Genomic DNA, 21031 nt, shown 5'->3' on the forward strand with positions numbered 1-21031 from the left:
CGTCACAATGGGGAATCATGATCCGTTTCGAGCACGTCACCAAGCGGTACGCGGACGGCACCACTGCCGTCGACGACCTTTCGTTCGAGGTCGCCGAGGGCGAACTGGTCACGCTCGTAGGGCCTTCGGGATGCGGCAAGACGACCACCATGAAAATGGTGAACCGCCTCATCGAACCGACCGACGGCCGGATATTCCTCGACGGGGACGACATATCGTCCATCGACCCGGTCCGGCTCCGGCGCCGTATCGGCTATGTGATCCAGCAGGTCGGACTCTTCCCCCACAAAACGGTCCTGGAGAACACGGCGACCGTTCCCCATCTCCTCGGCTGGGGACGGGAAAAGGGCAGGAAGCGGGCGGCCGAACTGCTCGATCTCGTCGGACTCGATCCTTCCGTCCACGGCGGCCGCTATCCCGAGCAGCTCTCCGGCGGCCAGCGCCAACGGGTCGGCGTGGCCCGCGCCCTGGCCGCCGATCCTCCTGTCCTGCTGATGGACGAGCCTTTCGGCGCGGTGGACCCGGTCGTACGGGAAAGGCTGCAGAACGAATTCCTCAAACTGCAGGCGCAGGTGCGCAAGACCGTCCTTTTCGTCACCCACGACATCGAGGAAGCCGTACGGCTCGGCGACCGGATCGCCGTGTACGGCCAGGGCCGCATCGAGCAGTTCGACAGTCCCGCCACGGTGCTCGGTGCTCCGGCCACGCCGTACGTCGCCGACTTCGTCGGGGCGGACCGCGGCCTGAAGCGGCTCTCGGTGACCCCCATCGAGGAGAGCGACCTGGACCAGCCGCCGGTCGTCCACCTCGACGATCCGCTGGCGGGAGCCACCGAGCGGTTGAGGGCCGGCGGCGCGCGCTGGGCGGTCGTCCTCGACGGCCAGGACAAGCTGCACGGCTGGATCCCGGCGGGCAGCGGCATCACCACCGAGGGCACGGTCCGTGAACACGCGCGGCGCATGGAGGCCTGGCTCCCGCTCGGCGCACCGCTCAAGCAGGCCTTCGCCACGATGCTCCAGCACGACGCGGGCTGGATCGCCGTCACCGACGAGGAGGGCACCGGCCGCTTCCTCGGCGTGCTCACCCCGGCCCGGCTCCACGAGGCGTTGCGGCGCTCGATCGACGCGGACGCGCAGGACGTACCGCGCGCCGAGGTGGCCGTGGAGACCGTGGCGGGCGTCGGCTCCCCGTGAGGGGCTCGGGCCCTCACCGTCCGTCCGGCTGAACGCGACGCCGGGGATCAGGGGGCGGCGGATCCCCCGGCCGTGGTACCGGCACGGCGGCCCCTCCGGGGCCTGACCGCCTCCCGGACTCCGCGCCGGTGCGGTGGCCACCGCACCGGCGCGGCCCGGCCTGCCCCGTCCCGGGCCTAGGCTGGTCGCATGAGTACGTTGCGAGGACGGGACACGGTACGGGGTCTGCCGGAGTGGGACCGCTGTGCGGTCATGGGCGTCGTCAATGTGACGCCCGACTCCTTCTCCGACGGGGGTCACTGGTTCGACACCACGGCGGCGATCAAGCACGGCCTCGAACTGGTGGCCGAAGGGGCGGATCTGATCGACGTCGGCGGCGAGTCGACCCGCCCGGGCGCGAGCCGGGTGGACGAGGCCGAGGAGCTGCGCCGGGTGATCCCCGTCGTGCGGGGCCTGGCCTCGGAGGGCGTCACCGTCTCCGTGGACACGATGCGGGCCGGTGTCGCCGCACAGTCCGTCGCCGCGGGCGCCACCCTGGTCAACGACGTGAGCGGCGGCCTCGCCGACCCCGCCATGATCCCGGTCGTCGCCGACGCGGGGGTGCCGTTCGTCGTCATGCACTGGCGCGGCTTCAGCGAGTCGATGAACAGCCGCGCGGTCTACGCCGACGTCGTCGGCGAGGTCGTCGCCGAGCTCCGGGAACGCATGGAGGCCGTGATCGAGGGCGGGGTGGCCCCGGAGAAGCTGGTGATCGACCCGGGCCTCGGCTTCGCCAAGGACGCCGCCCAGGACCTCGCGCTCGTCGCCCACCTCGACCGGCTGCGCGAGCTGGGCCGGCCGCTGCTCGTCGCCGCCTCCCGCAAGCGGTTCCTCGGCCACGTCCTGGCGGGCGGGGCCGCGACCCCGCCGCCCGCCCGCGAACGGGACGCCGCGACGGCCGCGGTCTCCGCCCTCTCGGCCGCCGCGGGCGCCTGGGCGGTCCGGGTGCACGCGGTACGGCCCACGGCGGACGCCGTGCGCGTCGCCCGCGCCGTCGAGGGAGCCGCATGAGCGCCGCACGGGACGAGCACGAGGAGGCCGCCGCCGACATCGCGGCGGTCGAGCAGGCGAACACCGCCTTCTACGAGGCGATGGAACGCGGCGACCTCGACGAGCTCTCCGGCCTGTGGCTGCCCGGCGAGGACCTCACCGTCTCCTGCGTCCACCCCGGCTGGCCGGTCCTCACCGGCCGCGGCGAGGTCCTGCGGAGCTATGCGCTGATCATGGCCAACACCGAGTACATCCAGTTCTTCCTGACCGACGTCGGGGTCGCGATGACCGGTGACACCGCCCTGGTGACCTGCACCGAGAACATCCTCAGCGGCGGCCCGGCCGAGGACGGGAACGCGCTCGGCCCGCTCGTCGGCCAGCTCGTCGTCGCCACCAATGTGTTCCGGCGCACACCGGAGGGCTGGAAGCTCTGGTCCCACCACGGTTCCCCCGTACTGGCCGAAACCGGTGAGGAAGAGGACGAAGAACCGTCCGCCTGAGCGGACCGCACGGTCACGGGGATTGGGCCCCCCGATCACGGGGTATACGCGGCTACCAACCCCCCGCCGGGTCGGTCCGCGCCCCCGCGGGCGGAAGCTGTCGGTGCTCGCGGGTAGATTCGAAAGACGGCACCTCGCCGCCCGCACGCGGCCGGGTGCCACCGGACGACGAACAGCAGGAGTGATTCGCGTGGATCGTGTCGCGCTGCGCGGCCTCAAGGCCCGTGGGCACCACGGTGTCTTCCCCAAGGAACGGGAAGAGGGCCAGACCTTCATCGTGGACCTGGTGCTCGGCCTCGACACCCGCCCCGCGGCAGCCGACGACGACCTGTCGAAGACCGTTCACTACGGCGTGGTCGCGGAGGAGGTCGTCGATGTCGTCGAGGGTGAGCCGGTGGACCTGATCGAGACCCTCGCGGAACGCATCGCGCAGCAGTGCCTCAAGCACGACGGGGTCCAGGAGGTCGAGGTCGTCGTCCACAAGCCGGATGCCCCGATCACCGTCCCCTTCGACGACGTGACCATCACCATCACCCGGAGCCGAGCATGACTGCATTTTCCACCGAGGGGCAGAGCGACCCGACCGTACAGCCGGTTCCCGCAGCAGTGGTCGAGCAGGTCGACGCCGCGGACGTCACCCTCTCCAACCCCAAACGCGCCGTGATCTCCCTCGGCTCGAACCTCGGCAACCGCCTGGAGACGCTCCAGGGCGCCATCGACGCCCTGGAGGACACCCCCGGCCTCCGGGTCAAGGCGGTCTCCCCGGTCTACGAGACGGAGCCCTGGGGCGTCGACCCGGGCACCCAGCCGTCGTACTTCAACGCGGTGATCGTCGTGAAGACGACCCTGCCCCCGTCCTCCCTGCTGGAGCGCGGCCAGGCCATCGAGGAGGCGTTCGACCGGGTCCGCGAGGAGCGCTGGGGCCCGCGCACCATCGACGTCGACATCGTGTCGTACGCCGACGTGGTCTCCGACGACCCGCTGCTGACCCTTCCGCACCCGCGCGCCAGGGACCGCGCCTTCGTGCTCGCCCCCTGGCACGACGTGGACCCGGAGGCCCAGCTGCCCGGCGCCGGTTCCGTCGCCGACCTGCTGGCCGGTGTGGGCCGCGACGGAGTGCTTCCCCGGCCCGACCTGGAACTCCGCCTCCCCGAGTAGTCGTTAGGCTCAAGGACCACAGGTCACGGGCGAACGACACGGGCAACGGCGACGAAGGGCGGCACTCTCGGTGAAGCAACTACGGCTCGGGCTCCTTGCCGGACTCTTCGCCGGAGCCGGCGTGCTGTCCTGGGGGGCAGCCCGCCTCTGGGACTCCCTGGGGACACTGCCGAGCGTGCCGCTCGCCGCCTCCGTCGTCCTCGCCGTGATCGCCGTCGTCCTTCTGGCCACGGCCCTCTCGATCCGTGCACGGCTGCGCGCCCAGCGGGAGCGGCGTCCCGGGGCGAAGGGCGTGGAGCCGATGATGGCGGCGCGTGCCGTGGTCTTCGGCCAGGCGAGCGCCCTGGTGGCCGCTCTCGTCGCCGGGATGTACGGCGGCACGGGTGTCTTCCTGCTCGGCTTCCTCGACATCCCGCCCCGCCGCGACCAGGCGATCTACGCGGGCGCGGCGGTCCTGGCGGGCATCGGCGTCATCGCGGCCGCCTTCTTCCTGGAGCGCGTGTGCCGGCTCCCGGAGGACGGCGAGGACGACAGGAACACGGCGCAGGCCGCCTGACCCGTCCGGTACCGCCTCAGTCGGCGATCGGGTTCTCGATCAGCGTGACCCGGTTGCCGTCGGGGTCGTGCACGGCGGCGAACCTCACCCCACGCGAGCCCGGCTGGGTCTCCCCGGCCGTGATCCCCCTCCCGGCGAGGTCCGAGAGGGTCCGGTCCAGGTCGTCGACCACCAGGTTCACCAGCGACCCCCCGGCCTGCTCGGGCGACTGGAACACCTGGAGCCAGGCGTACGGGGAGATGTGCCAGTCGGCCAGCCCGTCCATGGGCCGCACGTCGGCGGGGCGGCCGAGAAGCCGCTCGTACCACTCCACCGCCGGTTCGATGGCCATCACGGGCGCTACGGCGAGCACATGGGTGAATGACATCAGGAAGCTCCTTCTCCTCGTGGATCCGGCCGTCCGGCCTCTCCCACCGAGGTCGACTCTCCCCGTCTCACGGACTCATCGCTACCGCGCCGGCCCGCCCGGGCCCGCGCGGGTCCAGCGCGGGCCCGGGCCCCTGGCGTGCTCAGCGCGCCATGATGAGGCTCATGGCCTCGGCCCGCGTGGCCGGGTCGCGCAGTTGCCCACGGACCGCGGACGTGATCGTCTTCGCCCCGGGCTTGCGGATCCCCCGCATTGACATGCACATGTGCTCGCACTCGACGACCACGATGACCCCGCGCGGCTCCAGGATCGCCATCAGGGACTCGGCGATCTGCGTCGTGAGCCTCTCCTGGACTTGGGGGCGGCGGGCGTAGACGTCGACCAGCCGGGCCAGCTTCGAGAGCCCCGTGATCTTGCCCGAGGTCGCGGGGATGTACCCGACGTGCGCGACACCGCGGAACGGCACCAGGTGGTGCTCACAGGTGCTGAACACCTCGATGTCCTTGACCAGCACCATCTCGTCGTGGCCCAGGTCGAACGTCGTCGTCAGGACGTCCTCCGGCTCCTGGTGGAGGCCCGCGAATATCTCCTTGTACGCGCGCGCCACACGGCCCGGAGTCTCGCGCAGCCCCTCACGGTCAGGGTCCTCACCGACCGCGATGAGGAGCTCCCGTACGGCGGCCTCGGCCCGCTTCTCGTCGAACACGCCGATCGAGCCCTGCCCGTCCAGCGTCACCGGGTCCGTCATCCTGTGCCTCGTTCCTCTGTGCAGTCGCCCTGCGGCGGGCCCGCCAGGCCGTCACGTACAGAGCGGGCACCCGCGGGCATACGGAAAAGCCGCGCCCCCACAGGCTAGAACCTGGGGGGCGCGGCTTCCATTCCGGGCCTGGTGGAGACCCCGTGACAGGGGCCACACCGGGTCGGGCCGGGAGGTCAGCTCTCGGGGCGATCCTCGGGGAGCGCCTCCGTGGAGGTGCCGGTGTTCTTCGACGTGATGTCCGTCGGGGCGATCTCCGGAGTACCCGAACCGTTGGCGGTGCCGTTGGTGAGGGCCAGCTCCTTGGGAGAGAGCACGGGCGGACGCGTCGACGGAGTACGCCGGGCGGAACCGGTCCACGCCGGGCGAGCCGGGCGCTTCACGATCGGGGCGAAGATCTCGGCGATCTGCTCCTTGCCGAGCGTCTCCTTCTCGAGGAGCTCGAGGACCAGGGCGTCGAGGATGTCGCGGTTCTCCACGAGAATTTCCCACGCGTCGTTGTGCGCGGTCTCGATGAGCTTCTTGACCTCTTCGTCGACGAGCGCCGCGACCTCTTCCGAGTAGTCGCGCTGATGGCCCATCTCCCGGCCCACGAACGGCTCGGTGTTGTCTCCACCGAACTTGATCGCGCCGAGCCGCTCGGTCATGCCGTACTGCGTGACCATCGCGCGGGCCGTTGCGGTGGCCTTCTCGATGTCGTTCGCAGCGCCGGTCGTCGGGTCGTGGAAGACCAGCTCCTCGGCCGCGCGCCCGCCCAGCATGTACGCGAGCTGGTCGAGCATCTCATTGCGCGTCGTGGAGTACTTGTCCTCTTCCGGGAGCACCATCGTGTAACCGAGGGCGCGGCCGCGGGAGAGGATCGTGATCTTGTGGACCGGGTCCGACTGAGGTGAGGCCGCCGCGACCAGGGCGTGTCCGCCCTCGTGGTACGCGGTGATCTTCTTTTCCTTCTCGGACATGATCCGGGTCCGCTTCTGCGGTCCCGCCACGACGCGGTCGATGGCCTCGTCGAGCATGTGGTTGTCGATCAGCTTCTTGTTGCTGCGCGCCGTGAGGAGCGCGGCTTCGTTCAGCACGTTCGACAGGTCGGCACCGGTGAAGCCGGGCGTACGGCGCGCGACCGCGTTGAGGTCGACGTCCTCCGCGACCGGCTTGCCCTTCTGGTGCACCTTGAGGATCTCGAGGCGGCCCTGCATGTCCGGCCGGTCGACGGCGATCTGCCGGTCGAAACGCCCGGGACGCAGCAGCGCGGGGTCCAGGATGTCCGGCCGGTTCGTGGCGGCGATCAGGATGACGCCGCCCTTCACGTCGAAGCCGTCCATCTCGACGAGCAGCTGGTTGAGCGTCTGCTCGCGCTCGTCGTGGCCGCCGCCCATACCGGCACCACGGTGCCGGCCCACGGCGTCGATCTCGTCGACGAAGACGATCGCCGGAGCGTTCGCCTTGGCCTGCTCGAAGAGGTCACGGACACGGGAGGCACCGACACCGACGAACATCTCGACGAAGTCGGAACCGGAGATCGAGTAGAACGGGACGCCCGCCTCGCCGGCGACGGCGCGCGCGAGCAGGGTCTTGCCCGTACCGGGCGGCCCGTACAGCAGGACGCCCTTGGGGATCTTGGCGCCGACGGCCTGGAACTTCGCCGGCTCCTGGAGGAATTCCTTGATCTCGTACAGTTCCTCGACGGCCTCGTCCGACCCCGCCACATCGGCGAACGTCGTCTTCGGCGTGTCCTTGGTGATGAGCTTGGCCTTGGACTTGCCGAACTGCATGACCTTGGAGCCGCCGCCCTGCATCTGATTCATCAGAAACAGGAACACGACCACGATCAGGACGAAGGGCAGCAGCGAGAGAAGGATCGAGACGAACGGGGACTGCTTCGACGGCGAGACGGTGTAACCCTTCTCGATGTCACCGCTCTCGAACTTCTTCTGCAGCGTGTCGGCGAGCTCGACACCCTGGTTGCCGATGTAACTCGCCTGGAACTTGCTGCCGGACTCGCCCTCGAGCTTCTGCTTGTCCTTCAGCTCGATCTTCAGGATCTGTTCGTCACCGGTGGTCAGCTTGGCCTGCTCCACCTGGTTCTTGCTGATCGCCTGGATCACCTTGCCGGTGTCCACCGTCTTGTAGCCGCCGGACGAGCCGACGACCTGCATCAACACGACCACGGCGAGGACGGCCAGCACGATCCACATGACCGGCCCACGGAAGTATCGCTTCACGTCCATCCATACGGAGCGAAGTCGCCCCGTCCCTCCTGCCCGTAGGTAAATGCTGCTGTGAGAAAAGACTGTTCTTCGGACGGTACCCCAGCATTGTCACCCGTGACCGCAGGGGAGGTCCGGCAAACCCGTCTTCGAAGGCTCCAACGGCCCGAACGCCACGAGGGTTCCCGGGAGTCCGGCCGGGTTCGGCCGCTTCCGACCGGGTTCGGCCGGGGGCCGGTTGTCTCAGCCTCCGTAGACGTGGGGGGCGAGCGTACCGACGAAGGGGAGGTTGCGGTACTTCTCCGCGTAGTCCAGCCCGTAGCCGACGACGAACTCGTTGGGGATGTCGAAGCCGACCCACTTCACGTCGATCGCGACCTTCGCGGCGTCCGGCTTGCGGAGCAGCGTGCAGACCTCCAGGCTGGCGGGCTCACGCGAACCGAGGTTGGTCAGCAGCCAGGACAGCGTCAGTCCGGAGTCGATGATGTCCTCGACGATCAGGACGTGCTTGCCCTTGATGTCGGTGTCGAGGTCCTTGAGGATCCGTACGACACCCGAGGACTGGGTGCCGGCGCCGTACGACGAGACGGCCATCCAGTCCATGGTGACGGGGGTGGACAGGGCGCGGGCCAGGTCCGCCATGACCATCACCGCACCCTTGAGCACGCCGACGATGAGCAGGTCCTTGCCCGCGTACTCCGCGTCGATCTTCGCTGCCAGCTCGACGAGCTTCGCGTCGATCTCTTCCTTGGTGATGAGCACCGACTGAAGGTCGGTGCTCATGTCCTTCTCGTTCACCCGCGTCTCTTTCTCTGCCCTGCCGTACCGGAGTGCTTCCCGGGCCGGACCGGCGTTTCGCCTGCACTTCAGCCGCTTGCGCTTCAGCTCTGCCGAATCACCAGTCTGCCACCCTGGCGCCGGACCTCGACGCGGCCGGGGAGGTTGATGGCGCCCTGGCCCCGCCATCCGGTGATGAGCCGGTCGACTTCCTCGATGTGCCGGGCGAAGAGCGAACCTGCGGGGGATCCGGCGTCGATCACGGCGCGGCGCAGCACCCGGCGGCGCACCGCGGGTGGCAGGACGGAGAGCTTGGAGCACTCCAGCCGTCCGTCGTCGTCGCGGACCGAGCGGGCGGCCTCGGCTGCCCAGGTATCGAGGGCGTCGGCGTCGTCGCGGGACAGCTGCGCGGTGCGCGCGAGGGCTTCCACGACCCCTTTGCCGAGCGCCTTCTCCAGCGCGGGCAGGCCCTCGTGGCGGAGCCGGGAGCGCGTGTAGGCGGGGTCGACGTTGTGGGGGTCGTCCCAGACGGGGATCGACTGGACCAGGCACGCCTTGCGGGCGGTCTGCCGGTCGAGCTGGAGGAAGGGGCGGCGGTAGCGGCCCGCGGGGCCGGAGGCCGCGGCCATCCCGGACAGGGAGCGGATGCCCGAACCCCGGGCGAGGCCCAGCAGGACGGTCTCGGCCTGGTCGTCACGGGTGTGGCCGAGGAGGACGGCGGCGGCGCCGTGGCGCTCGGCGGCGGCGTCCAGGGCGGCGTAGCGGGCGTCACGGGCGGCGGCCTCGGGCCCGCCGTCCCGGCCGACGTGCACGGCGACGGCCTCGACCGGGTCGAGCCGCATCTCGGCCAGACGGGCGACGACCTCGTCGGCACGGAGCCCGGAGCCGGGCTGGAGATTGTGGTCGACGGTGATGCCGCCGGCGCGGACGGGGAGCTTCCGCGACTCGAACGCGAGGGCGGAGGCGAGGGCCATGGAGTCGGCACCCCCGGAGCACGCGACGAGCACCAGCGGGGTGTCCGGCCGTTCGGGAAGCGTCGAACACCGCCCGCCCGCCCCTGCTTCGGCGAACTCGGCGCGTCCGGCCTGTTCGGTGTGACGGTGGTGTTCGGTGACGACGTCGTGGAGTACGCGGCGGACCGCCAGGCGTATCGCCGCGACCGCAGGATGGGGACCCATGTCCGGTGCCCTTCGGGGTGAGGTTCGGGGGGCGCCTCGGGGTGGGCGGGACGGAGTCCCGTCACTCAGAGTGCGTCGATGGTGACAGAGACAAGCTGTCCACCGAGCATTGCACGCCTTCCCATGCCTCTATGGTCCCTCGGATGGGTGATTAGAGAGGCAATGTTCTGCCGCCGGACCCGCCAAGATCACGAATCTGCCTTACGGTGCACCCGCGCCACCCACTCCGCCGGGGCGGCGATCTCGGCCTTGGTGGGGAGGGTGTTGGGGGAGGTCCACACCCGGTTGAACCCGTCCATCCCGACCTCGTCGACCACGGCCCGGACGAATTTCTCGCCGTCGCGGTACTGCCGCAGCTTCGCGTCGAGGCCCAGCAGCTTGCGCAGGGCCAGGTCCAGCCGGCTCGCGCCACGCGCCCTGCGCCGCTGGAACTTCTCCCGGATCTCGGCGACGGAGGCCACCACGTCGGGGCCGACCCCGTCCATCACGAAGTCCGCGTGGCCTTCGAGGAGGGACATCACGGCCGTGAGACGTCCCAGGATCTCGCGCTGGGCGGGCGTCTGGACGATCTCGACGAGGCTGCGCCCGCCGTCGTCGCCCTCCTCACCGCGCTCCCCCTCGGGGCGACTGCCCCCGGAGAAGGCCTGCGCGGCCTCGCGGAGGCGTTCGAGCACGGTCATCGGATCGACGTCGGTCTCGTCGAGGAACGACTGGATTTCGCCCTGGAGGTGGTCGCGGAGCCAGGGGACTCCGGTGAACTGGGTGCGGTGCGTCTCCTCGTGGAGCGCCACCCAGAGCCTGAAGTCGTGCGGGTCGACCTCGAGTTCGCGTTCGACGTGGACGATGTTGGGCGCGACCAGCAGCAGCCTGCCGCCCCCCTTCGACGACGCGGGGAACTCCCGCGTCGCGGGGGCGAAGGTCTCGTACTGCCCCAGGACACGGGACGCCAGGAACGACAGGAGCATGCCCAGCTCCACGCCGGTCACCTTGCCGCCGACCGCGCCGAGCACCGCGTTGCCCGGGCCGCTGCCCCGCCGGTCCTGCATCTTCTCCAGGAGCGGACGCAGCAGCTCACGGAAGCCTGCGACGTTGGCCCGGATCCAGCCCGCCCGGTCGACGACCAGGACGGGGGTGTCCTCGGGTTCGTGGCCCTCCGGGATCATCCGGGTGAACGAACGGACGTGCTCCTCGGAGGCCTTGGCATGCCGGCGGAGCTCCGCGACGACGGCACGGGCCTCCTCGCGGCTGATCTCGGGACCCGGCCGCACGAACCGGGTCGCGGTCGCGACCGCGAGATTCCAGTCGACCATCTCGGCACCACCGATGCTCGTCATGCGTCAACCGTACGTGAGGTGGTCGCTCCGTGGTGGGGTGTCAGCCTCTCAACGGGTGCCTTGGGTGAGGGTGGTGGCCAGGGTGTCCAGTGAGGCCTCCGCTTCCTCCGGTGCGGTGGTGCCCGAGGCCAGGAAGGCGAAGGCGAGCAGCCGCCCCCGCGCGTCGACGGCGGTCCCGGCGAGGCTGTTCACCCCGGTGAGGGTGCCGGTCTTGGCCCTGATCAGGCCGGTGGCGGGCGACGTGGCGGAGTAGCGGTCGCCGAGGGTGCCGCTGAATCCGGCGATCGGCAGCCCGGTGAGGACGGGGCGGAGCTCGGGGTGGTCCGGTCCCGCGGCCAGCGCGAGCAGCCGGGCCAGGAGCCCCGCCGTCACCTTGTCCGCGCGGTCGAGGCCGCTGCCGTCGGAGAGCCGGGCGCCGTTCAGCGGCAGGCCGAGGGTCTTCAGCCGGGCGGTGACGGCGCGGCGGCTCCCGGCGAAGGAGGCGGGCTCGCCCCCCTTCAGCGCGGTCTGCCGGGCCAGGGCCTCGGAGAGGTCGTTGTCGCTGTTGGTCAGGGCCCGCTCGACCAGGGCGGAGAGCGGCTTCGACAGGTGCGTCGCCACCGTGCGTGACCCCGAGGGGGCCCGCCCGGACGAGGGACCTGACCGGGTGTCCACCCCCGCCCGGCCGAGGAGGCCGGCGAAGGTGCGCGCGGCGTCGCCCGCCGGGTCGGTGGTCCGGGGAGCCGGCCCCTTGTAGCTCGCGTCGAGGCGGCCCTCGTCGACCATCAGGGCACTGACGGGAGCGATGTTCTCGTTGGGGCCGATGGGGTGGAGGGCCGGACCCGAGTAGCGCGAGGTGTCGTACGTCAGCCGCACCGGCCCTGCGCCGCCGTCACGCAGGGAGCGTGCCGTGTCGGCGGCGAGGGAGCGCAGCGCCCTCTCGTCCAGGGTGGGGTCCCCGCCGCCGACGAGGGTGAGCGTGCGGGAGTCCGGGGACAGCCTGACGGTCGTCGCGATGCGGTGCGTGGGGCCGAGCGCCGAGAGGGCGGCGACGGTGGTCGCGATCTTCACCGTGGACGCGGGGGTCATGGGGGTCGCGGCGCCCCGTGCGTACAGCTGCTTGCCGGTGGCGGTGTCGACGACCACGGCGGTGCGCACGGAGCCGAGGGCCGGTACGTCCAGCAGGGGCGTGAGGACGCTCTCCAGGCCGCTCGCGCCCACGGGGGACGTGAGACCGGCTCCGGCGTCGAGGGCCTTCAGGACGGCGGGCGCGCTCGGAGCGGGCTTCGGCCCGCCGGGCGCGGTCCCTTCGTGATGTGCGCCACCTGCGCTCTGCTGGACGGCCACCCGGTCCCGCTCGGCCTTACGCTGACCGGAGTCCCAGGGACCGGCGGCCAGGACGGCACCGGCGGCGACCACCAGGCCGAGCACCGCGGAGCCTGCGACGAGCCGGATGTCGTCCGGTCCGCTCCCGCGCTTCAAGTACTTCGGGGCTTTCCACTTGCCCCACCCGGTCAGCGGTTCGTCCGTCGGTCTCTGCACCGGCTCGGCCACCGTCGACCAGCCCCTTTCGCGAGCACTCGTCTGCGTGAGGGACACTTAACCACCAGTCGTATGTGTTGATCATGGAGGAGCCACCCGTGGAGTTCGACGTCACCATCGAGATCCCGAAGGGTTCGCGGAACAAGTACGAGGTGGACCACGAGACCGGTCGGATCCGCCTGGACCGTCGACTCTTCACCTCGACCAGCTACCCGGCCGACTACGGCTTCGTCGAGAACACCCTCGGCGAGGACGGCGACCCGCTGGACGCGCTGGTCATCCTGGACGAGCCGACCTTCCCGGGCTGCCTCATCAAGTGCCGCGCCATCGGCATGTTCCGGATGACCGACGAGGCCGGCGGCGACGACAAGCTGCTGTGCGTCCCGGCGTCCGACCCCCGGGTGGAGCACCTGCGCGACATCCACCACGTGTCGGAGTTCGACCGTCTGGAGATCCAGCACTTCTTCGAGGTCTACAAGGACCTGGAGCCCGGCAAGTCCGTCGAGGGCGCCGACTGGGTCGGCCGCACCGAGGCCGAGGCCGAGATCGAGGCTTCCTACAAGCGCCTCGAGGCGCAGGGCGGCAAGCACTGACGTGATCCTTCCGGCTTCCGCTTAGGGCGGGAGCCGCGGATCGCGGCGCACGGGCCGAGCGGCCCGGCGCGATGTACGGACGACGGGCGGCGCACCTTCACCGGTGCGCCGCCCGTTGCGTGTGACGGCCCATGAGCGTGCTCATACTGGGCAGAAGCGCTCCCGGAACGAGCGGTCGAGGAGGAACGAGGTCGAGTGGTGGCGGAGCAGGGCGGTCCCGAGGACCAGAAGCCCCAGTCCGACGAGGCGCGCAGCGCCTTCGTCCCGCCGGCCGGTATGGAGCCGACAGCTCCGTCCGAGGACGATCATCCGACATCGGAATTCGCCCTTCCGCCCGGGCTGCACCCCGATCCGTCGGCGTCGTCCGGCTCCGGGCCGGGTTCCGCTTCCGGGCCGGGCGGCGGTCCGGGCTCCGACACGCTGTCGTCCGCCTTCGTTCCGCCGTCCGGGTACACCGCGCAGCACCAGCCGCCCGCCTTCACCCCCGCGCACGGCATCCCGATGGTCCGGCTCACCAAGGAGGCCCCTTGGCAGGACCGGATGCGCACGATGCTGCGGATGCCCGTGTTCGAGCGTCCCGCGCCCGAGAGCGTGCAGAAGACCGACGACTCGGGTCCCGCGGTGCCGCGCGTCCTCGACCTGACACTGCGTATCGGGGAGCTGCTGCTCGCGGGCGGTGAGGGCGCCGAGGACGTCGAGGCCGCCATGTTCGCGGTGTCGCGTTCGTACGGGCTCGACCGCAGCGAGCCGACGGTCACCTTCACCCTGCTGTCCATCTCCTACCAGCCGTCCCTGGTCGACGACCCCGTGACGGCGAGCCGGACCGTGCGCCGCCGGGGCACCGACTACACACGGCTGGCCGCCGTGTTCCGGCTGATCGACGACATCACCACGGCGGAGCACGTCGAGGTCTCGCTGGAGGAGGCCTACCGGCGCCTCGCCGAGATCCGCCGTAACCGCCACCCCTACCCGGGCTGGGTGCTGACGGCCGCCGCAGGACTGCTCGCCGGCTCCGCGTCGGTGCTGGTCGGCGGTGGCGTACTGGTCTTCCTCGTGGCCGCCGCGGGCGCGATGCTCGGCGACCGGCTGGCCTGGCTCTGCGCCGGACGCGGGCTGCCCGAGTTCTACCAGTTCACGGTGGCGGCCATGCCCCCCGCGGCGATGGGCATCGCTCTGACCCTCACCCATTCGACGGATGTGCGGCCCTCCGCGGTGATCACCGGTGGGCTCTTCGCGCTGCTGCCGGGACGGGCTCTCGTCGCCGGGGTGCAGGACGGTCTGACCGGCTACTACATCACCGCGGGAGCCCGGCTCCTGGAGGTCATGTACTTCTTCATCGGCATCGTGGCGGGTGTGCTGCTGATGCTCTACCTGGGGGTCCAGCTCGGTGCCGAGCTGAACCCGGAGGCGCGGTTCGTGGCGAACGACCGGCCGGTCCTCCAGATCCTGGTCTCGATGAGCCTGACGCTGGCGTTCGCCATCCTGCTCCAGCAGGAACGGTCCACGGTGCTCGCCGTGACCCTCAACGGGGGCGTGGCCTGGATCATCTTCGGGGCGATGGCCCGCGAGGGCGGTATCTCACCGGTGGCCGCCACAGCGGTCGCGGCCGGTCTGGTGGGGCTGTTCGGCCAGCTCTTCTCGCGCTACCACTACAGCTCGTCGCTGCCCTACATCACGGCTGCGATCGGCCCGCTGCTGCCCGGTTCGGCGACCTACTTCGGTCTGCTGGGCGTCGCGCAGAACGAGGTGGAGGCGGGGCTCACCTCCCTCTCCACGGCTGTGGCCACGGCGCTGGCCATCGCCATCGGGGTCAACCTCGGGAGCGAGATCTCCCGGCTCTTCATGCGGGTGCCGGGGGCGGTCGAGGGCGGTGCCCGCCGGGCCGCCAAGCGGACCAGGGGCTTCTGACGTACGACGTCGCCCGGTCCTCGGAGGACCGGGCGCCGTCGTCGTGCGTGCGCGGGAGGCGTCAGCGCCCGTTCCGCCATCCGTAGCGACCCGGGTCGCCGTCCTCGTCCTCCCCGTGGCCCGCCGCGGACCCGTCGCCCCGGGCACCGCCGTCGGCGTACGGACCGGGCTGCTGGGCCGCGCCGTACCCACCGTCGTGTCCGGTGGCGTAGGGGGCACCCTGCCCGCCGCCGTACGGGCCGCCGTACTGCTGGGCGTCCTGGCCGTACGGACCGGGCCGGCCGTACTGCTGAGCGGGCTGTCCACCGCCGTACTGCTGACCGCCCTGACCGCTGTCGTACTGCGCGTTCGTGTCGGCGGCGTACGGGCCGCCGCCGTACTGGCCGCCGTCGTACGGGCCACCGGCGGCGTACTGACCGTCGCCGTACGGGGCTCCGCCGTACGGGCCGCCGCCCTGACCGCCGCCGTACTGGCCCTGGCCCTGGCCCTGGCCTTGGCCCCCGCCGTACTGACCTTGGCCCTGGTCTTGGCCCCCGCCGTACTGACCTTGGCCCCCGCCGTACTGGCCGCCGCCCTGGGGCGCGCCGTACTGCTGGCCGCCGTACTGCTGGCCGCCCTGGCCGTTGCCGTACGGGCCTCCCTGGGGCGCGCCGTACTGGCCGTTGCCGTACGGACCGCCCTGGTCGTACTGGCCACCCGCCTGGCCGTGCTGGCCGCCCGCCTGGCCGTACTGTCCCGCCTGGCCGCCGTACTGACCGCCGCCGGCGTACGGGGCGGCCTGGTCTTCGGCGTACCGGTGGGCTGCGGGCCCCTGGCCGCCGTCGCCCGCTCCGCCGTGCCCGGTCCCGCCCGGGCCGCCGTCGGAGTGGCCCTGGCCGTCGCCCTGCTGCGTGGCGCCTTCCTTCTTCGACTTGCCGCGCGCCCGCAGGAACTCGATCAGGATCGGCACCACGGAGACCAGCACGATCAGGATGAGGATCATCTCGATGTTCTCGTGCACGAAGGCGACGTTGCCGAGGGCCGCTCCGAGCAGCGTCACCCCGACGCCCCAGAGCACGCCGCCGATGATGTTGTACGTGATGAACGAGCGGTAATCCATCCGGCTCACACCGGCGATGATCGGCGTGAACGTCCGGACGACGGGCACGAAGCGCGCCAGCACCAGCGACTTCGGACCGTACTTCTCGAAGAAGTCGTGCGCCTTCTCGACGTTCTCCTGCTTGAAGAGCCGGGAGTCCGGGCGCTTGAAGAGGGACGGGCCCACCTTCCGTCCGAAGAGATAACCGACCTGGTCACCGATGACCGCCGCCAGTGCGACCAGGAGGCAGACGAGCCACAGGGGGTACTTCAGGTCGCCGGTCGTGACCAGGAGGCCCGTGGTGAACAGCAGGGAGTCACCGGGGAGGAAGAAGCCGATCAGCAGCCCCGACTCGGCGAACACGATGAGCAGGAGGCCGGGGAGCCCGAAGGTGTTGAGCAGGTAATCCGGGTCCAGCCAGCTCGGGCCGAGCGCAAGCGTATTCAAGGGTCCGGGCTCCAGGGTGGGTCGATGTACGGCGGCTGCGTGGCCGTCCCAAGCTATCAACGCCGGGGAGGACGCCAGGGTTCCACTGGCGTAAGCGCGGATGCGCACGGCCCGGACCGGGGCAAAGCTGTCCGCAGGAGGTGCCACATCATGGGCATTGAGGACTTCGGCGGTGGACAGACAGCCCAGGCGGACGTCCTGGTCGTCACCACGAACGACGTACCCGGTCACCAGGTGACGCAGGTCATCGGTGAGGTGTTCGGGCTCACGGTCCGCTCCCGCCATCTCGGCAGTCAGATCGGCGCCGGTCTGAAGTCGATCGTCGGCGGTGAGCTGAAGGGGCTGACCAAGACGCTCGTCGAGACCCGCAACCAGGCGATGGAACGACTCGTCGACCAGGCCCGGGCGCGGGGCGCGAACGCGGTGCTGATGATGCGGTTCGACGTGAGCGAGGCCGCCGACGTGGGCACCGAGGTGTGCGCCTACGGAACGGCCGCCGTGATCAGCCCGTCCTGACCGACTCCCCCCACCCCACCACCGGAGGTCCCCGCATGCCCACGTCCGTCAACATCGCCGTCGTCTACTACTCCTCCACCGGCACCGTCTCCACGATCGCCAAGGCCATCGCGGCGGACGCCGAGAACGCCGGCGCGCAGGTGCGGCTCCGCAAGGTCGCCGAGCTCGCCCCGCAGGCGGCCATCGATTCCAATCCGGCCTGGGCCGAGCACGCGAAGGCGACCGCAGGCATCCCCGAGGTCTCGCCGGACGACCTGGTCTGGGCGGACGCGGTGATCTTCGGTACGCCGACCCGGTACGGCAACGTCACCGCCCAGCTCAAGCAGTTCCTCGACACGCTCGGAGGCCTGTGGCAGGCGGGGAAGCTCGCCGACAAGGTCTACAGCGGCTTCACCGCCAGCAGCACCACCCACGGCGGTCAGGAGTCCACCCTGCTGGCGCTGTACAACACGATCCACCACTTCGGCGGCATCCTGGTCGCGCCCGGCTACACGGACCCCTCCAAGTTCGTCGACGGCAACCCGTACGGCACCTCCCACGTCTCGGGGCAGGGCGACATCCCGGTCGCCGAGCAGACCCTGACCGCCGCGCGTGTCCAGGCCGAGCGCGTCGTGAAGTTCACCCGGGCCATCAAGGCCGGACTCGCGGCCGAGGACTGAGGGGACCGTCCATGCCACTCCACCAGGGTTCGCACGGCAGGCCCGCTCCGTCCGAGGAGCACCGCAGACTGGCCCTCAACCCGTTCTTCGGGGAGGCCGACCCGACCGCCCCGATGGTCGCGGCGCCGCCGACGCACGTCCTGCCGGACGGCCCGCTGCCCCCGTCGACGGCGTACCGGCTCGTCCACGACGAGCTGATGCTCGACGGGAACTCCCGGCTCAACCTCGCGACCTTCGTCACCACCTGGATGGAGCCCCAGGCCGGTGCGCTGATGGCCGAGTGCCGCGACAAGAACATGATCGACAAGGACGAGTACCCGCGCACCGCCGAGCTGGAACGGCGCTGTGTGGCGATGCTCGCCGACCTCTGGAACGCCCCCGATCCGTCGACCGCGGTGGGCTGCTCGACCACGGGGTCGAGCGAGGCCTGCATGCTGGCGGGGATGGCGCTCAAGCGCCGCTGGGCGGCCAGGAACGCCGACCGGTATCCGGGGAACGCCCGGCCCAATCTGGTCATGGGCGTCAACGTGCAGGTCTGCTGGGACAAGTTCTGCAACTTCTGGGAGGTCGAGGCACGCCAGGTCCCCATGGACGGGGAGCGCTTCCACCTGGACCCGCAGGCGGCCGCCGATCTGTGCGACGAGAACACCATCGGCGTGGTCGGGGTCCTCGGTTCCACCTTCGACGGTTCCTACGAGCCGATCGCCGAGCTGTGCGCCGCCCTGGACGACCTCCAGGAGCGCACCGGGCTCGACGTCCCGGTCCATGTCGACGGCGCCTCGGGGGCGATGATCGCGCCCTTCCTCGATCCGGACCTGGTGTGGGACTTCCGGCTCCCCCGGGTGTCGTCGATCAACACCTCCGGTCACAAGTACGGCCTGGTGTACCCGGGAGTGGGCTGGGCGCTGTGGCGTTCGCCCGCCGAGCTGCCGGAGGAGCTGGTCTTCCGGGTGAACTACCTGGGCGGTGACATGCCGACCTTCGCCCTGAACTTCTCCCGGCCCGGCGCGCAGGTGGTGGCGCAGTACTACACGTTCCTGCGGCTGGGCCGGGAGGGCTACCGGGCCGTCCAGCAGACGTCCCGGGACATCGCGGGCCGGCTCGCCGGAGAGTTCGAGGCCCTGGACGACTTCAGACTGCTGACCCGGGGCGACGAGCTCCCGGTGTTCGCCGTGACGACGAAACCCGAGGTCAAGGCCTACGACGTCTTCGACGTGTCGAGGCGGCTCCGGGAGCGCGGCTGGCTGGTGCCGGCGTACACCTTCCCCGCCAACCGCCAGGACCTCTCCGTCCTGCGCGTCGTGTGCCGCAACGGGTTCTCCTCGGACCTCGCGGAGCTGCTGCTGGACGACCTGCGCAGACTGCTGCCCGAACTGCGCGCCCAGGCGCACCCCTTGCAGCGGGACCGGCAGGTCCAGACGGCCTTCCACCACTGAGGCCCCCCAGGGGGCGGCCGTCACCGGTCGATCCGGGCGAACCTCCTGACGGCCAGCGGGAGGAAGACCGCGAGCAGCGCGACCGGCCAGGCCACCGCCAACAGTCCGGAGTGTTCGGCGGCCCAGGAGCCCGAGGCTCCTCCCGGGTTGCCGAACAGGTTCCGTACCGCCGTCGCGGTGGCCGACATCGGATTCCACTCGACCGCCGCGCCCAGCCACCCCGGCATCGACTCCGGCGAGGCGAAGACGTTGGAGAGGAAGCCGACCGGCCAGACCAGGATCTGCACGGCCTGCACCATCTCGGGCCTGCCCGCCACCATCGCGAGGTGGATGCCGATCCACAGCATCGCGAACCGCAGGAGGAGCAGCAGCCCCAGAGCTGCCAGGGCCGCGGCCGTGCCCCCGTGCCAGCGCCAGCCGAGGGCGTACCCCATCCCGGTCATCACGGCCAGCGCGGCCACCGACTGGAGCATGTCGGCTGCGCTCCGCCCGGCGAGGACGGCGCCCGGGACCATCGGCATGGAACGGAACCGGTCGATGACGCCCTTGTTCAGGTCCTGCGTGACGGCCAGCATCGTGCCTTCCAGGCCGAAGGCCATGGTCAGCGCAAGCATGCCGGGCACCAGGAAGTCCGTGTTGTCCCCGTCGACCCCGGAACCACCGCCCACCAGGTAGTTGAACATCAGGAGCAGCATCACGGGGAAGACCAGGCCGACGACCACCTGGACGGGCTGCCGTGCCCAGTGCGCCAGCTCGCGCCGGGTCATCGTCCAGGAGTCGGTCAGCGCCCAGCCGATGCGCCCCGGCCCCGCCGCCGTCGTACTCATGCCGCCACCTCCGCGTCCTCGGGGGCGGGGGTTCCGTCCCCGGTGAGGGAGAGGAACACCTCGTCCAGCGTCGGGCGGCGCACCGCGATGTCCTCCGCCTCGATGCCCGCCTCCTCGAGCGCCCGCACGGTGCGGGCCAGGGCCGCCATGCGGTCCGGGGCGGCCGCGTGGAGCAGCCGCCTGTCCGCGTCCACGGTGACCCCCTCGCCCAGCAGTCCGGCCGCCTCCCCGAGCCGGTCCGCGTCGCGTACGACCACGTCGATGCGGTCGCCGCCGACCATCGCCTTGAGCCGGTCGGCCGTGCCCTCGGCGACGACCCGGCCGTCGTCGACCACCGAGATCCGGTCGGCCAGCTGGTCCGCCTCCTCCAGGTACTGCGTGGTCAGCAGGACGGTGGTGCCGTCGGCCGCGAGGGAGCGGACCGCGCTCCACACCTCGGCCCTGCCCCGCGGGTCGAGCCCGGTGGTGGGCTCGTCGAGGAAGAGGACCTGGGGGTCGGTGATCAGCGACGCCGCCAGGTCGAGGCGCCTCCGCATGCCCCCGCTGTACTGCTTGACCGCCTTGCGGCCGGTGTCGGCGAGCCCGAACCGCTCCAGCAGTTCGTCGGCCCTCAGCCCCGCCCGGCGGGCGCCCAGGTGGTACAGGCGGCCGAACATCTCCAGGTTCTGCCGGCCGCCGAGTTCCTCGTCCACCGCCGCGTGCTGTCCGAGCAGCCCGATCCGCCGTCTGACCTCGGCGGGCTCGGACCGCACGTCGAACCCCGCCACCTCCACCCGTCCCTCGTCGTGCCGCAGCAGAGTCGTCAGCACGCGCACGGCGGTGGTCTTGCCCGCCCCGTTCGGGCCGAGCACCCCGTGGACCGAACCGCCACGGACGGCGAGGTCCAGGCCGTTCAGGGCGCGCTTCTCTCCGTACCGCTTGTGCACTCCCTCGACGACGACGGCGTCGCTCACGGTGCCCACCAGCCCTCCCACTCACGTAGTCAAACTT

21 protein-coding genes are annotated in these 21031 nt (G+C 71.0%); 11 read left to right on the forward strand and 10 right to left on the reverse strand.

Features of this window, described 5'->3' with window-relative positions; translation table 11 throughout:
- Nucleotides 1–17 precede the first annotated feature (17 nt).
- The 6 genes from ACFC51_RS20855 to ACFC51_RS20880 all read left to right on the forward strand — a co-directional run bounded on the left by ACFC51_RS20855 (nt 18) and on the right by ACFC51_RS20880 (nt 4436).
- Nucleotides 18–1193, forward strand: a complete 1176-nt coding sequence (locus tag ACFC51_RS20855; protein WP_376530128.1) for an ABC transporter ATP-binding protein — start codon at nt 18–20, stop codon at nt 1191–1193.
- Nucleotides 1194–1382: 189 nt separating this feature from the next.
- Nucleotides 1383–2243, forward strand: coding sequence for a dihydropteroate synthase (gene folP, locus ACFC51_RS20860; RefSeq protein ID WP_376530131.1), 861 nt, complete (start codon nt 1383–1385; stop codon nt 2241–2243).
- On the forward strand, nt 2240–2722 hold the full coding sequence (locus tag ACFC51_RS20865; RefSeq protein WP_376368643.1) for a nuclear transport factor 2 family protein: 483 nt from the start codon (nt 2240–2242) through the stop codon (nt 2720–2722). The genes folP and ACFC51_RS20865 overlap by 4 nt, the downstream gene beginning before the upstream one ends.
- 190 nt (nt 2723–2912) lie before the next feature.
- Nucleotides 2913–3272 (forward strand): dihydroneopterin aldolase, encoded by a 360-nt coding sequence (gene folB / locus ACFC51_RS20870; RefSeq protein WP_376368644.1) that lies wholly within the window; start codon nt 2913–2915, stop codon nt 3270–3272.
- Nucleotides 3269–3880: a 2-amino-4-hydroxy-6-hydroxymethyldihydropteridine diphosphokinase gene (gene folK / locus ACFC51_RS20875; protein WP_376368645.1), complete on the forward strand. Its 612-nt coding sequence runs from the start codon at nt 3269–3271 to the stop codon at nt 3878–3880. Before folB ends, folK begins: the two co-directional genes overlap by 4 nt.
- 70 nt (nt 3881–3950) lie before the next feature.
- The gene (locus ACFC51_RS20880) at nt 3951–4436 is read left to right on the forward strand and encodes a DUF3180 domain-containing protein (RefSeq protein WP_376368646.1); all 486 of its coding nucleotides are present in this window, start codon (nt 3951–3953) and stop codon (nt 4434–4436) included.
- Nucleotides 4437–4452: 16 nt separating this feature from the next.
- On the opposite strand, the gene ACFC51_RS20885 is transcribed toward ACFC51_RS20880, so the two are convergent.
- The 7 genes from ACFC51_RS20885 to dacB all read right to left on the reverse strand — a co-directional run bounded on the left by ACFC51_RS20885 (nt 4453) and on the right by dacB (nt 12589).
- Nucleotides 4453–4803: a VOC family protein gene (locus ACFC51_RS20885; protein ID WP_329230175.1), complete on the reverse strand. Its 351-nt coding sequence runs from the start codon at nt 4801–4803 to the stop codon at nt 4453–4455.
- 142 nt (nt 4804–4945) lie between these two features.
- Nucleotides 4946–5551, reverse strand: coding sequence for a GTP cyclohydrolase I FolE (gene folE / locus ACFC51_RS20890; protein ID WP_376368647.1), 606 nt, complete (start codon nt 5549–5551; stop codon nt 4946–4948).
- Nucleotides 5552–5736: 185 nt separating this feature from the next.
- Entirely contained in the window at nt 5737–7788 is a 2052-nt protein-coding gene (gene ftsH / locus ACFC51_RS20895) for an ATP-dependent zinc metalloprotease FtsH (protein WP_376368648.1), read from the reverse strand.
- Between the two features lie 222 nt (nt 7789–8010).
- Nucleotides 8011–8550, reverse strand: coding sequence for a hypoxanthine phosphoribosyltransferase (hpt, locus tag ACFC51_RS20900; RefSeq protein WP_376530134.1), 540 nt, complete (start codon nt 8548–8550; stop codon nt 8011–8013).
- 98 nt (nt 8551–8648) lie between these two features.
- Nucleotides 8649–9722, reverse strand: coding sequence for a tRNA lysidine(34) synthetase TilS (tilS, locus tag ACFC51_RS20905; protein WP_376368649.1), 1074 nt, complete (start codon nt 9720–9722; stop codon nt 8649–8651).
- A 188-nt stretch (nt 9723–9910) separates the two neighbouring features.
- Nucleotides 9911–11056: a zinc-dependent metalloprotease gene (locus ACFC51_RS20910; protein ID WP_376368650.1), complete on the reverse strand. Its 1146-nt coding sequence runs from the start codon at nt 11054–11056 to the stop codon at nt 9911–9913.
- A gap of 48 nt (nt 11057–11104) precedes the next feature.
- Nucleotides 11105–12589 carry a D-alanyl-D-alanine carboxypeptidase/D-alanyl-D-alanine-endopeptidase gene (gene dacB / locus ACFC51_RS20915; RefSeq protein WP_376530137.1) on the reverse strand — a complete coding sequence of 495 codons (1485 nt, stop codon included), beginning with the start codon at nt 12587–12589 and terminating at the stop codon, nt 11105–11107.
- A gap of 86 nt (nt 12590–12675) precedes the next feature.
- On the opposite strand from dacB, the gene ACFC51_RS20920 reads away from it, so the two are divergent.
- Complete coding sequence (locus tag ACFC51_RS20920) at nt 12676–13170, forward strand: inorganic diphosphatase (RefSeq protein ID WP_018514302.1); 495 nt, start codon at nt 12676–12678, stop codon at nt 13168–13170.
- Nucleotides 13171–13365: 195 nt separating this feature from the next.
- On the forward strand, nt 13366–15078 hold the full coding sequence (locus ACFC51_RS20925; RefSeq protein WP_376368652.1) for a threonine/serine exporter ThrE family protein: 1713 nt from the start codon (nt 13366–13368) through the stop codon (nt 15076–15078).
- Between the two features lie 61 nt (nt 15079–15139).
- On the opposite strand, the gene ACFC51_RS20930 is transcribed toward ACFC51_RS20925, so the two are convergent.
- Nucleotides 15140–16603 (reverse strand): DedA family protein, encoded by a 1464-nt coding sequence (locus ACFC51_RS20930; protein ID WP_376530139.1) that lies wholly within the window; start codon nt 16601–16603, stop codon nt 15140–15142.
- Nucleotides 16604–16753: 150 nt separating this feature from the next.
- On the opposite strand from ACFC51_RS20930, the gene ACFC51_RS20935 reads away from it, so the two are divergent.
- From ACFC51_RS20935 to ACFC51_RS20945, 3 genes are read left to right on the forward strand one after another with little or no spacing between them, the layout of a single operon-like run.
- On the forward strand, nt 16754–17119 hold the full coding sequence (locus ACFC51_RS20935) for a YbjQ family protein (protein ID WP_376368654.1): 366 nt from the start codon (nt 16754–16756) through the stop codon (nt 17117–17119).
- Nucleotides 17120–17154: 35 nt separating this feature from the next.
- Nucleotides 17155–17778, forward strand: coding sequence for an NAD(P)H:quinone oxidoreductase (gene wrbA, locus ACFC51_RS20940; RefSeq protein ID WP_376368655.1), 624 nt, complete (start codon nt 17155–17157; stop codon nt 17776–17778).
- Nucleotides 17779–17789: 11 nt separating this feature from the next.
- Nucleotides 17790–19214 carry a glutamate decarboxylase gene (locus tag ACFC51_RS20945; protein ID WP_376368656.1) on the forward strand — a complete coding sequence of 475 codons (1425 nt, stop codon included), beginning with the start codon at nt 17790–17792 and terminating at the stop codon, nt 19212–19214.
- Between the two features lie 20 nt (nt 19215–19234).
- On the opposite strand, the gene ACFC51_RS20950 is transcribed toward ACFC51_RS20945, so the two are convergent.
- Both ACFC51_RS20950 and ACFC51_RS20955 read right to left on the reverse strand, forming a co-directional pair.
- Nucleotides 19235–20041: an ABC transporter permease gene (locus tag ACFC51_RS20950; protein ID WP_376530141.1), complete on the reverse strand. Its 807-nt coding sequence runs from the start codon at nt 20039–20041 to the stop codon at nt 19235–19237.
- Nucleotides 20038–20994 (reverse strand): ATP-binding cassette domain-containing protein, encoded by a 957-nt coding sequence (locus ACFC51_RS20955; protein WP_376530406.1) that lies wholly within the window; start codon nt 20992–20994, stop codon nt 20038–20040. The genes ACFC51_RS20950 and ACFC51_RS20955 overlap by 4 nt, the downstream gene beginning before the upstream one ends.
- Nucleotides 20995–21031: the final 37 nt, after the last annotated feature.

This window comes from Streptomyces sp. NPDC055962 (genome assembly GCF_042270185.1).
Taxonomy (GTDB): Bacteria; Actinomycetota; Actinomycetes; order Streptomycetales; family Streptomycetaceae; genus Streptomyces.